The organism is Sulfitobacter sediminilitoris (assembly GCF_010667575.1).
Classification (GTDB): Bacteria; Pseudomonadota; Alphaproteobacteria; order Rhodobacterales; family Rhodobacteraceae; genus Sulfitobacter; species Sulfitobacter sediminilitoris.
In genome coordinates this window covers 82425-94938 of the sequence record NZ_JAABNT010000010.1, presented here as the reverse complement: position 1 = coordinate 94938, position 12514 = coordinate 82425, and the positions used below count along the sequence as shown (strand labels likewise).

Here is a 12514-nt window from a genome sequence, read left to right as displayed (position 1 = left end):
ACATCAAAATTAAAGAATAATTAAGGATTGATTGCATAATCTTTCCTTGCTAACACTCAAGGATAGAAAGAATTGGGCAGGGTTGGCAAATTATGCGTGTGTATGTCTTCGAACAGCAGGAAGAGCGGCGCAAAGGATTGGCGTCAGAGCTCCGCAGCGTCGGCATTGAAGCCCAGTTCGTTACGGCAGAATTCTTTCAATCGGGCTTGGGCGCTTTGCGGCAGCCGGGGCAGGAAATTTACTCTGTGTTTCTGGGCGAAAGCGAAGATGTACGCGACCATATACGTGCAATCCGCAATGCAGGTTGCGCCAATCCGGTTATCGTGCTGCGGAATTTCCGCAATGCACAGGATACTTCCGAACTTCTGAACCTCGGTGCCGACGATGTGATCGTCAGCCCTATCCGGGGTACCGAGCTTTTGTCACGGACAAACTCGATCATTCGCAGGCTGTGTGGACACGCCGCAGATAGTGTCGTTCTGGGAGAGCTGACCGCATATTTTGACGGGCGTGACCCGGTGGTATCCGGCAACCGGATCAAGCTGTCCAAGCGCGAACACTCTGTGTTTCAGCACCTCGCGCTGAATTCCAACAAGGTGATCTCAAAGGACGCGATCTATGACGCCGTTTATGGTGCCAGCATAGATCAGCCCTTTGACAAGGTGATTGATGTCTACATCTGCAAACTGCGCAAGAAATTCGCATCCGCATCTGAATGTGGCTGGCAGTATATCGAGACGGTACACGGTCGCGGCTACAAGCTGAGCGTGCCGGAGCCGATGTCCGAGGCGGGTTGATCAGCGCAGGAAGTTGAGGATGGACAGACCTGACAGCCTTGATGAAACTTGGTAGCTTGCCTGAAGCTGTGTTTCCAGACTTTGCATGCGGGTGATTGCCTCGTAGGGGTCGACGCTTTCGTAGTCAGATATTTGCGTGCGCCTGACCAGTGACAGGTCAGTCAGCTGCGATTGTGTGGTTTCCACAACCTGCTGGTTGAAACCAACGCGGGCAGAAACACCCAGCATGCCTTCCTGGGCACTGCTTAGCGCGTCGACCACACGGTTCATCCATGTGCTGTAAGCGGCCTCGTCCATTTGGCTCACATCCGTGACAGCCAGCATCGCAAGTCCCTTGATCGCCTCGCGGAAGGGTTCGTCATTTGCCCGCGCGCCATAAACAACTTCCTGGCCGTTGTTCACCCATGCATTCACCTGCTTGGTCGGCTGACCGCCGCCATCCAGTTCCGGTGATCCATTATAGAAGGTGGCCTCGTAATTGCGGGCAGGGTTGCCGGTGTCGTTTGACGCAAAGGCCTGATCGATCTGATCCGCTATCGCCGTGGCACTTGCGGCATCCACAGGTCCACCTCCAAAGATTGAGGTCATCGCATCCTCTGGTGACAGACCAGTGGTCGCATTGATCTCGGACCAGCGAACCAGCGGCGGGGTATCAGATTGCAGACCCGCAAACAGGTGATCGCCGTTAAAGCTTGTGTTAAGTGTGGAAATCACGCTCTCAAGCGCGGACTTTGCCTGATCCTGCAAAACCGCGGCTCCGTTCTGAGGGGTGGCCACATTTGCAATTGCTGTCTGCAACACGCCCTGCAAACGATCGCGGGCAGAATCGATTGTGGTCAGCATTGCTTGCAGCTTGTTGCCCAAGACATCGTTCGACTGCATGAATGTCTGATTGTCCGCCTCGCTTGCCCTCAAGCGCATGACAGATGTGGATCGCGGTCCCAGATCGGCATAGATATCCGCCTTGCGCCCGGTCGACACCTCTTGTCCAGCGCGCTGAAGCTCAAGCGAAGTGCGCTGCACGTTCTGGCGACTGAACAGATTGAACTGATACGAAGAAGTGCTGGCGACGTTCCAAACCATAGTGCGACCCTCAGAATGAAGCGATCAGCGTGTCAATCATCTCGGATACCGTGGTCAGGATCCGGGAGTTTGCCGCATAGCTTTGTTCAATCAGCAACAATTGTTGCATTTCATCGTCGATGTTCACGCCTTCCGTGTTGCGCCGTGCGGCCAGAACCACCTCTGCAGCAGAGCTTGCGGCATTAAAGTCGTTCTCGGCGCGGGCGCGTTCGCTGGCCTGACTTGTCACCATCTCAGCGCCAAAATCGCGCAATGTGACGGTGACCGGAATGCCAGTATCGACGGCAGCACCAAGCGGGTTGTTCAATGCCGCGACAAAGGCTGAAATTTGCGCTGAATCCGCGACATCGCCCGGTGCGGCGGCACCAAGGCCGTCCCGGATGCGCCAAACCTCGGCATCACCCTGCAGCGATATCTGGTCGTTGACCTGAAGCCGCGCGGCCAACCCGTCAAGGTTTGCAGGGTTGAACGCCATACCATTGTCCGTAAACAGACCGGGTTGTCCTGCTGTGACGGTCGCATCAGCGTTTTCAAAGGTTTCAATCAGGCCGCGCGCGTATTCGTCCAGTTGCAGCTTGAACCGCGGGATCACCTCGCGCTTCAACTCAGACAAACCCACAAGGCTGCCTTGTTGAAGGCCACGGACTCCGTCCTTGAACGGTGTGATGTCCTGCATACCGGCCATCAGCGTGCCATCGCCCTGATTAAAGGTCACATCCTGGACCTGATCCCCTTCAATAAGAGCGGCCCCGCCCCGGGTATAGATGCTGACCGATCCATTGGATGACACGGTAGACCGAATGTCTACGATGCCCGAGATCTGATCGAGTACAAGATCGATTTGTTCATCGTATTGTGCGGATTCCAGCGTCCCCGGACGAAAATCACGCCGCTGGATGTTCAGCTCGCGCATTTGATAAAGCGCCTGGTTCAGATCCGCGACTTCGTAGCGTATTTCCATGTCCACTTCCGTGGCCGTGGTCCCAAGAGTCTGTGCAGCATTGCGGATCGAAAGCGCAAGGTCTTCGGCCGCCAGAACCGCCCCCGATTGCGCCCCGTTTGATGATGGCATGTTCACAAGCGTCGTCAGGCTGTTCTGAAATGCGCTGAACTTGTCAGCGGGTGAAGACCCGTCGCCGGGTTGGCCAAGGTATGCGGTGTAGCTGCGTAAACCTTCCTGAACCACTTGATAGCGCGCCATCTTGCCGGTTTCGTGTCGCGACATCCGTTGCAGGGACGCGTTTACCTCGCGGCGGATCTCACTCACCATTGCACCGCTTTGGTGGGTGCCTGGTGTCACCAGCAAAGCGCGACGCCGCACATATCCCGGGTTTAGCGCGTTGGAGACATTGTCAGCCGCCACGCGCGACAGGGTCTGCGTTGTCCGCAAACCCGACGTCGCTGAATTAAGGGCTCCAGTCAGACTCATCTATTGCTCCGGCGATACCAAACCTAGCGCTTCAATCTGGTTGTTTCTTCCATCAGTTCGTCTGCGGTTGTGATGATTTTGGCGTTCGTTGAAAACGCGCGTTGCGCCTTGATTAATTCGGTCATCTCTTGCGCGATATCCACGTTGGCGGACTCTAGAGCACCAGCGTTGATCGAACCAACTGTTGAAGATTTGGCCTCAAGCGCTGAGAACGAGCCACTCTCACCAGATAGCTTGTAGGCGTTGCCCTTGGCTTCGATAAGTCCATTGGGATTGTCCACGATGGCGACAGGAATCTGATACAGCGCCCGCCGCATCCCGTTGTCAAAAACGCCAAAGAGTGTGCCGTCTTCGGAAATCTCGCTGCGCACCAGCTCTCCCACGCTTGAGCCGTCGCGGTCGAACGATAGGCTGAAGTCCCCGGCAAACTGCGTGATCCCATCGAAGGAGTTTGGCGCGCCAAGATTGATATCAAGGACCTGCGGCACGGTCCCGTTGTTCAGGGTGATCGTTGCAGCGCCGGTCAGGGGGTCAAACACAAAGTCCGCAGGTGCCGTGGCCACAGATGCAGCGCCGGTATAGGCAAGTGGCGAGCCGGCCTCTGGTCCTGAGTCATTGAATTCAACTGATACCGTTCCAAGTGGGTCGCCGTTCTGATCCGAGATCGACAAATCCCACATGTTGGCCGTCGTGGTGGGAGCCCAGGAAAAGGAAATTCTCTGGCTTTCGCCGAGAGGGGTAAAATACTCTGAAGAGGTAGCAAAGGGCGCGCCGGGTGTTGCGATGCCGGTATCTTGCGACGGCAGGTTGCCGAAGGCAGAGATTTCTGTCGAGACACCGGCGGAAATATTAAAATTGCCGATGTTCACGGTTTCCATCTGATCAAACGAGCTGCGGTCAACAGATCCGATTGTTCCGTCCAGCCCAAAAGGGAAACCCGCAAGATAGTATCCGGCGGCATTGCGCAGATCGCCGTTTGCATCCGGCAGGAAAGATCCCGCGCGCGTCAGCAGATAGTTCGTAGAAACAGTTTCGTTCGGATTCATCGAAACGGCGAAAAACCCGTTGCCGCCAATCGCCATATCGGTCGCTGAATTCGTGGAGATCAGGCCGCCCGCAGTGGACATGTCCAGTTGGCCCACCGCAGCGACTGACAGGACGCCATCACCATTTACGCCCGATGCCGTTGTCGTGACCATATGCGCAAACCCGCGTCGATATCCGACGGTATTTGCGTTCGCGATGTTCTCAGAAATGCTTCCAACAATCTTCGAGTTGGCCTGAAGACCGCTCACACCTATCTGAAGCGCGCTTGAGATGCTCATTGTACCACCTTTATTGTTTTTTTCTGCCTCACCGATAGACATACACAGATGGGTTTTAAGGAAGGTTAAAGTTCAATGAATTATTTTTGTTTTTGAACTTGGTGTAGTATTTTTCTCATCAAGTTTTCAGGGTGATATTCCGGAATTTTTGATGCTTTCAAAAGCCTCGTCCAGCTTGTCCAGACGCGCGGCGGCCTGATCGTGGCTCAGTAATAGAAGGGTTGGTACTTCGGCACTCAAACTTTCAGCCAGTTCAACTAATGTTTTGTTATTTGTCAGTCCCGGAAAGGCCCGGATGACCCTGTCTCGGGTCTGCGCGTCGTTGGATCTGTTCGCCGCGATCAGCAGATGCGTGGCATCCTGCACCGAAAACGCGCTTGGCTGCTGGGCCCAGAACTCCGCCAGAATGTCGCGCGATTTATCCCATTGACCCTCTTCGGCCAATGCCATCGCCATTCTACGCTGATGATCAGAAGATGGTGTCGGAACCACCGTATCCAGTAGCGCCTGCCTGTCGCCCAGTTCGGCGAGCACAGACGCCTTGATCGTGGCGTGATCTTGCGCGTTCTGCGGGCCGGGCGCCACATCCATCAGCTCAAGGGTGGTGCGTGCGTCTTGCGGGAGACCCCCGCGCATCTGTGCGGTTGCCAGCTTTAAGTTAAGACGAAACAAATCTTGCAGCGCTGTCTCTGATGCGGCGCTCTCCACTTCCTGCAAAAGCCGGATTGCGCGCTGAAACTCCTTTGCGGCAAGGTCGGTGGCACCAAGCGCCAGAAGGTAGTCGGCAAAGGTTTCTGTGTGGCGGGCAAAGTCTGGCAAGGTGCGAAAGAAAGGCAGAAATTTCAGATGCGCCTTCATCCAGTCGGCCAGCGCATACTGCCCTTCGCCGCCTTTGCTATAAAGTTGCTCCAACAACTTTTGTACCTCAGCTTTTGCAACCTCGGCTTCCTTCGCAGCAGGAAACCGCGCGATCAGTTTTCCAAGTGTGAGAAGGCCTGCGACATCGTCCCGGCGTGCAGAAAGAACCCGCGCAAGGCGCTTGAGGATCTCCACCTCGTGCTGGCCCCCACGCCACGCCTCAAGTCCGTCGGCCAAAATGCTTTGTGCCGCCAGAAGCGCCCCATCAGTGCCATCGCTCAAGGACATATCTGCGACGGCAAGCCGTGCGCGGGCCGCGTACTGATCCCATCCTTTTGCGGCTTCAAAATATGCCGTAAGCGCAGAAGAATTGTTGCCCTGCCTCTCTTCTTGACGGCCTCTCAGAAAATAGCCTGTCGGTGAATAATCCAGATCCGGCAGTTCATACATCAGCTTCAGCGCTGCCTCAGCATATCTAAAGTGTTCTGTTTCAATCGCAGCTTCGATAAAGACAGGAAGCATGGCGCGCAGAACCGCGCGGGATTGCAGGCCAAGACCAGTAAAGCTGGCCTCGATGTTATCGTTCAGCATCCCGACATCCCCGACAGCGATCGCCTGAAGAGCACGCCAGAAAGCACTGTCAGGCCGGTCCGGATCTGCCAGCGGCGAGGCATCAAACGAAGAAACCGCCTCGCCGCCCAGCAAGGTCTGCGCATGGCTTAACGCAACATAGCGCCTCGTATGGTCAGGAAGGGTCGGATTGATCCCGGCAAGCGTCGAAGATGTTTCGTAGAGCAGCATGTGTGTCAGGTAGAGCTCTGCGGCATCAAGCATGACGCCAATCCGCTCTGATCCATGCGCAGCGCTCAGGTTCTGAATTGTCTCGACCAGATCACGATGAAAAGTACCGGTCGACCAGTGCTGCAAATCAAGGTCGCCACGCCATCCGCCTGCTCGGGCGGAGGTGCGCGCGACAGGGGCGGTCACGGCCTCTTCTTTTGTTGCCGCGCCTGCATCGATTCCCGCAAATGCAAGAACTGTCGCCGCGATAAAGAGTGATATGGTTTGCATGCTCAATTTTATTCTTGGTTAAAGACAATATAACTTGCCTTATCCTTGTAGATATGAAAATTTGTTTTTGCAACAGACTGCCATCTGACCCAAACACCTCCGGCACCTGCTCCGCCGATGGAGGCCTTAATGAGCAACATCAGCTATGTGTCCCTGTCACAAGCGACGGCGCTTGAGCGCAGCTTGAACATGACCGCGCACAACCTTGCCAACGCCTCTACGGCGGGTTTCAAGTCAATCAACCCGCTCCTTGAATCGATTGAGGACAGCTCGACCACCCGTGACATCAGCTATGTTCAGGATCGCGGCACATATCTTGATCTGAATGCAGGAACGCTGGTCCCAACAGGCAATCCGTTTGACATCGCTTTGGGCGGGGACGGCTGGATGTCCTTTCAACTTGATGGCGGCGGAGCAGGCTACAGCCGTCATGGCCGTCTGATCCTGGATGTTGACGGCCAGCTTAAGACAGCAAGCGGTCAGCCACTGCTGGATGCGGGTGGCGGACCAATCACCCTGCCTGACGATGTCGGGCAGGACATAACCATAACCACCGGCGGCACCATAACCGACCGGACCGGCGCCGTGCTGGGCACCATCGGCGTAGTAACAATCGAGCACGGGGCAGCAATGCTGTCCCTGGGCGGCGGCATGTATCATCTCCCAGACAATGCCGCCGCCCCACAACAGGCAACCGATCCCAAGGTCAAACAGGGCTTTGTCGAAAACAGCAATGTCGAAGCAGTTCTGGAAATGACCCGCCTGATCGACATTCAGCGCGCATATGAAAATTCAATCAAATTGATGAACCAGGACGACGACCTGACAAAAACCGTGATTCAGCGGCTGGGTCGTAGCGGCTGATCTGGCGGTAGGAGCATGAGATGAAGGCACTTGGCATTGCAGCAACAGGTATGTTGGCGCAACAGACAAACGTCGACGTGATCGCGAACAACATCGCCAACGCGAACACGACAGGATTCAAGAGCGGCCGTGCGGCCTTTCAGGACCTGATTTATCAAAGCGTGCACAACGCGGGCACGCTGACCTCCGAAGAGGGTACGGCACGGCCAGTGGGCACCGACATTGGTTTGGGCGTTCAGGCGGCGGGTGTCATCCGGCACAACACCCAAGGCGGTCTGATCCAGACAGAGAACCAGATGAACCTGGCCATCGACGGGCGTGGATATTTTGTAGTGAACCGCCCGGATGGGTCTCAGGCCTATACCCGCGACGGCAATTTCCAACTAAGCGCCGAAGGTCAGATGGTTACCCTGAACGGCTACGAGATCGAGCCCGCCATCGTCGTGCCAGAGCTGACCCGGCAAGTTGAGGTCAATCAGTTTGGCGTCGTCATGGCCTATATCGAAAACGATCCCAACCCGGTGGAGCTGGGCCAGCTGACCTTTGCGACATTCCTGAACGAAGCTGGTTTGAAACCCGTCGGGGACAACCTGATGGAAGCCACAGGCGCGTCCGGTGAACCGGTCGAAGCGACGCCGGGTTCTCCCGGCGTGGGCATCACCCGCCAAGGGTACCTTGAGAATTCGAACGTGAACATCATTCAACAGATCACGGATCTGATTTCGGCCCAGCGGGCGTATGAGATGAATTCCAAGGCGATCGAGACCGCAGACCAGATCATGACCACCACCAACCAGATCAAGTAGTGAGGCATTGAGATGAATATGCGCCACGCTTTGTTGACCGGTTTCCTGAGCGCGCTTCTGACCGCTTCGATCCTTGCCGCGCCACCCGCGATGGCCAGCGTCGAAAAGGTGACGGACCTGATTGAAGAACGTGCGCTTGAAGAACTGGAGCAGATCATCCCCACGAACGGGCGCATTGACGTGCGACTGGCCGATGGCGTTTTGCGCGAAGGCACATTCATTCAGGAATTCTGGATTGATCCAAAGACCGGCCAATTCATCGCCAACATCATCTCTGAATATGGTGAAACACACCGTGTCTGGGGCCTTGCCGTGATGACGGTCAAAGTCCCGGTTCCCGCACGCCGGTTGCTGCCCGATGAAATCGTACAGGACAGCGACATTATGATGATCGAACTTCCCATTCAGCGGCTTGGTGTCTTTGCCATTCAGGATGTGGATGATCTGGTCGGGCAGCAGGTCCGCCGCATGTTGGTTGCCGGCAGGCCCGTACCCAGACAATCCGTGATCCCGCCGCGGATCATCGAACGCGGTGACAAGGTCAAAATCCTGCTGACCCACGGTGGGCTGTCGCTTTCTGCGACGGGCCGGGCGATGGCAGATGCGCACGCGGGACAAACGTTGCGGGTTGTGAACCTGTCCAGCAACAAGGCGATTTCCGCCGTCGCAACCGCAGAAGGTATTGTCGAGGTAGAGCAATGATAGCGCGCGCTCAACGCACCGCTGCAGCCCTTGGGCTCGCGTTTTTTGCAATCGCGGGCTGTTCCGAACTGGCCGATGTACGCAATCCGCAAGTCAGTGATCTGGTCCTTGACCCTGCCGCCATGAACGAGGTCAACCGCATCAGTGTGCCGATGCCAATGGTTGAACCGAAACCTGCGCCCAAACGCGCGGAAGCCTCAAGCCTTTGGTCATCTGAGACCACTAGCTTTTTCCGGGACCGGCGCGCGCAGAACGTCGGCGATCTTGTCACAGTCCTGATCGACATTAACGACCGCGCACAGCTGCAAAACGCTACCGAACGCAGCCGCGATGCCAAGCAGACAGTGGCCGACCCGGACTTTTTCAATCTGGATTTTTCAACCGACAGCGGTACCGCAATTGGGCTGGAAAGCAGTTCTGAAGCCGCAGGCGCGGGCAGCATTCGGCGCAACGAAAGCATCCGACTGCGCGTCGCTGCGCTGATCATTCAGGAATTGCCGAACGGTAATTTCGTCATTGCGGGCCGTCAGGAGGTGAAAGTGAACGCAGAACTGCGTGAGTTGCGCATCGCTGGCATCATCCGCGAATCTGACATCGATGTGGACAACACCATCGATTACGACAAGGTCGCCGAAGCGCGTATCTCGTACGGGGGTCGCGGGCAGATTTCCGTCGTGCAGACCGCGCGGCCCGGTCAGGACATTCTTGAAATTCTCTTACCCTACTGAAACGAGGTTCTGATGATCAAACTCCTGATCATCGGTGTTTTCGTCGCCGGTGCCGGCGCACTGGGATATTTTGGCGAGCGTTTCATGCGCCCGACCGATGCCCCCGTTCCCGAAGGGACAGTTGCGGAAACCAAGCCAGAGCATCTTTTCAAAATGCCGTTAGGCAAATTCACCATGCAGCTTTTGCAGCCCAGAAGCACTTTGCACCTTGTCTTTGACATCGATGTCTACGTGATGGGGTCAGCAGCCTTTGAGGCCATCAATGGTTCGGTTGGCCGCGCCAGGCTGCGCGACGCCACTGTCACTGCGATTGCTGAACTGGCCGAAACCGACCTGAGCCTTGCAGCTCCGATGGACGCAGAAGAACGCAGGAAAAAACTCGCCGCTCAGATCGTGCGCAAGCTGTACGTGGACTTTCCGGTGATCAGGACAGCGCGGATCAACACGTATAAATCAAATCTCAGTCTGCGCGATTGAAATCTCAGCTGGCCGAAAGCACGGTTACGGACGATACAATTTCATCCCCTGTCAGGGTAAATAAAATCTCGCCATTCTGGAAAATGACCTCTTTCACCTCGGCTGTGCGCGACACCTCTGCGCCAATCGGCTCACCTTTTTCATCCGTCGCGAACAGTTGCACGGTGTACTTGCCTTCAAGTTGAGGCTGGCCTGCATCGTCTTTTCCATCCCACACCAGCGGGAACTCCTCAAACGGTTCAGATGACAGACCCTGTATCGTGCGCACGACGCGCCCCAGAGGATCTGTAATCTTGGCCTCAACCTTCACCGCGCCATCCGCAACCGCATAGGTGGAGTTGATGCCTCCGTCTTCCAGCCAGACAACATTCGAACTTGTCTTGACGTCTCGTCCGATCAGATCAGTGCCGCTCAGGTTCATCAACCCGGCAACCTGATTGGTCAGCATTTCAATCCGTTGATTTGTCTGAACCGCCTGTTCAACCTGTGACAACTGGGCCAGTTGCGCGACGAACTGAGTGCTGTCGACAGGTGCAAGCGGATCCTGGTTTGATATCTGGGCGGTCAGCAAGGTGAGGAACTTGTTGTAGTCATCCCCCAGCTGCGACAGGGAGTCGTTGCTGCTTGCCTGATTGGCGGTATTCACATTGTTCAGCAGGGCCGGGGTGGTCAACATGATCTGGTGCCTTCCTAGGTGAGAATATCTAGCTGACCGTGATCAACGATATCGCGGCGCTCGCGGTGCGCCTCTTCCGTGCCGGAGCCGTCAAAGACACCGCCAGATTTTGCGCCCTGATCCTGTCCGCCATCAGATTGTGTCCCGGTTTCGTTGTCTCGGAACTCAAGAACGCTGCTGTCTGCCACGCCAATGGTGTGGGCCAGCAGTTGGCGTTCATCGCGCAGCGCCTGCAGAACCGCAGGGTTTTCAACCCGAACAACGACCTTGGACGCCAGATCTTTTTCGCCAATCACTTCAACTTCGATCGTACCCAGACCGCGCGGGTGCAAGTTTACGACGGTCCTGTTCTGGCTGACGTCAACCGATTTGATTTGTGAAATAAGGGCGTCCGCAAATGGTTTGGGGGCTGCTTTCGGACCTGCGTCTTCTGCCCTTGATGCAGAGGCCACAGCAGAGTTTTCCGCGCGGTGCGGCGGCGACGTGTCAACAGGGCGTGCGGCAGGGACATCCTGCAGATGTTCATGAACCGGTGCGCCGACAGGTGCGGCTGCTTTGGTGCCCGGCTGATCTGTTAGAAAAGTGGGTCTGACACCCTCTGACACCTTCACCGTCTCTGGTCTTGTCTGATCAGCCAATGGCAGTGTCTCTTGCTCTGCCTGAGTGGCCAAAGGTACGACCGCACTTTTTGACGAGGCAGCAGGGGAGAGCGCAGCGGTTTCGGTTTTAATCTGTGCCAAGCGTGATTTCAGATTTGTCCGGCGCGGATCAGCGCCAGCCACATCCACCGCCACATCAGGTACAACTATAGTGGCCGCTGTCTGTGCGGTTTTCACCGGACTATCTGGAACACCTTGCTGAGCGGGTGAAGGTCCGGTTGATGCCGAAGGAACTGGCGGCATTTCTGTCTTGACGGAAGCCGTCTGGGCAGGCTTGTCCGCCGGTACAGGCGTTTGCTTCACTTCAGTAGTGACCAGTTTAGCTACATTCTGATCTGCCGTTTCAGCACTTGGCATCATTGGTGATGTACCGCCCGTGTTCTGCGCGCTGGCCTCTCTTCGTCCCGACGTCAAAATGCCTGCTGTTGGCTCAACATTTTGCAACCCGTCAGGCTGAACTGAAATGGCGGCCGAAGGTTGCGATACCTGTACCGTGGGCGAGGGGCCAAAAGTGACGACCGACTGCCCGCCATTGCTGGCAAGCGCAGTCGCAGGTTGAACAGCCGGGCCGCCGTTCTGAAACTGTGGCGGCCCTTTATCCGCTGGCGCTGACGGAACAAGCTGTTCAGCCACTGTTTTTACCACGGCACTCAATACTGAACCCGCAGCGACAACTCCTTTGCCATCCGTCGGCGCAGGCGCGGGCAGGACCGCTGCCGGAACTCCGGTAACAGTGCCGGGATCAACCACACCCAAAGCATCACCAGAAGCAAGAAGTTCATCCGTGGCTTCGGTTGGTTGCACGGCTGCCAGTGTCGATCTCTCTTCACCAGAACCTGAAAGCGACGCCAGCAATTGCGCCCCGCTGTTGTTGTTGATTGGCGTCTGACCTTCAGACACGACAGACATCATAGCTGCCGGGCCTTTCACAATGGCACGCATCAGCAAGGCAAATCCATCCGGAGCCTTGCCGCCGCCCTGTGGTGCCGCAGCCTGCGCGGTCGTCGAATTCGGGGTCATTGGAAAAAGCAGGTTCATT

The 12514-nt window shown here is 56.2% G+C and carries 12 protein-coding genes; 6 read left to right on the top strand and 6 right to left on the bottom strand.

Annotation, left to right across the window (positions count from 1 at the left end; translation table 11 throughout):
• Window positions 1-92: 92 nt before the first annotated feature.
• Window positions 93-797: a response regulator transcription factor gene (locus tag GV827_RS15620; RefSeq protein WP_164354748.1), complete on the top strand. Its 705-nt coding sequence runs from the start codon at window positions 93-95 to the stop codon at window positions 795-797.
• Here the strand turns inward: GV827_RS15620 and GV827_RS15615 are convergent, their stop codons facing one another.
• The 4 genes from GV827_RS15615 to GV827_RS15600 all read right to left on the bottom strand — a co-directional run bounded on the left by GV827_RS15615 (window position 798) and on the right by GV827_RS15600 (window position 6563).
• The gene (locus GV827_RS15615; RefSeq protein ID WP_164354747.1) at window positions 798-1880 is read right to left on the bottom strand and encodes a flagellin N-terminal helical domain-containing protein; all 1083 of its coding nucleotides are present in this window, start codon (window positions 1878-1880) and stop codon (window positions 798-800) included.
• 10 nt (window positions 1881-1890) lie between these two features.
• Window positions 1891-3309: a flagellar hook-associated protein FlgK gene (flgK, locus tag GV827_RS15610; protein WP_164354746.1), complete on the bottom strand. Its 1419-nt coding sequence runs from the start codon at window positions 3307-3309 to the stop codon at window positions 1891-1893.
• A 23-nt stretch (window positions 3310-3332) separates the two neighbouring features.
• The gene (locus GV827_RS15605; protein WP_164354745.1) at window positions 3333-4634 is read right to left on the bottom strand and encodes a flagellar hook protein FlgE; all 1302 of its coding nucleotides are present in this window, start codon (window positions 4632-4634) and stop codon (window positions 3333-3335) included.
• A gap of 126 nt (window positions 4635-4760) precedes the next feature.
• The gene (locus GV827_RS15600) at window positions 4761-6563 is read right to left on the bottom strand and encodes a hypothetical protein (RefSeq protein WP_164354744.1); all 1803 of its coding nucleotides are present in this window, start codon (window positions 6561-6563) and stop codon (window positions 4761-4763) included.
• 129 nt (window positions 6564-6692) lie between these two features.
• Between GV827_RS15600 and GV827_RS15595 the strand changes: the two genes are divergently transcribed.
• From GV827_RS15595 to GV827_RS15575, 5 genes are read left to right on the top strand one after another with little or no spacing between them, the layout of a single operon-like run.
• On the top strand, window positions 6693-7427 hold the full coding sequence (locus tag GV827_RS15595) for a flagellar hook-basal body complex protein (RefSeq protein ID WP_235930381.1): 735 nt from the start codon (window positions 6693-6695) through the stop codon (window positions 7425-7427).
• Between the two features lie 20 nt (window positions 7428-7447).
• Window positions 7448-8233 carry a flagellar basal-body rod protein FlgG gene (flgG, locus tag GV827_RS15590; protein ID WP_164354742.1) on the top strand — a complete coding sequence of 262 codons (786 nt, stop codon included), beginning with the start codon at window positions 7448-7450 and terminating at the stop codon, window positions 8231-8233.
• A gap of 12 nt (window positions 8234-8245) precedes the next feature.
• Window positions 8246-8935 (top strand): flagellar basal body P-ring formation chaperone FlgA, encoded by a 690-nt coding sequence (gene flgA / locus GV827_RS15585; protein WP_235930380.1) that lies wholly within the window; start codon window positions 8246-8248, stop codon window positions 8933-8935.
• Window positions 8932-9663 carry a flagellar basal body L-ring protein FlgH gene (locus GV827_RS15580; RefSeq protein ID WP_164354741.1) on the top strand — a complete coding sequence of 244 codons (732 nt, stop codon included), beginning with the start codon at window positions 8932-8934 and terminating at the stop codon, window positions 9661-9663. The genes flgA and GV827_RS15580 overlap by 4 nt, the downstream gene beginning before the upstream one ends.
• 12 nt (window positions 9664-9675) lie before the next feature.
• A complete protein-coding gene (locus GV827_RS15575) occupies window positions 9676-10140 on the top strand; it encodes a flagellar biosynthesis protein FlgH (protein ID WP_164354740.1) in 465 nt (154 codons plus the stop codon).
• A 4-nt stretch (window positions 10141-10144) separates the two neighbouring features.
• Here GV827_RS15575 and GV827_RS15570 read toward each other — a convergent pair whose 3' ends face one another.
• A complete protein-coding gene (locus tag GV827_RS15570; protein WP_164354739.1) occupies window positions 10145-10816 on the bottom strand; it encodes a flagellar hook assembly protein FlgD in 672 nt (223 codons plus the stop codon).
• A gap of 14 nt (window positions 10817-10830) precedes the next feature.
• Window positions 10831-12513, bottom strand: coding sequence for a hypothetical protein (locus tag GV827_RS15565; protein ID WP_164354738.1), 1683 nt, complete (start codon window positions 12511-12513; stop codon window positions 10831-10833).
• Window position 12514 lies beyond the last annotated feature (1 nt).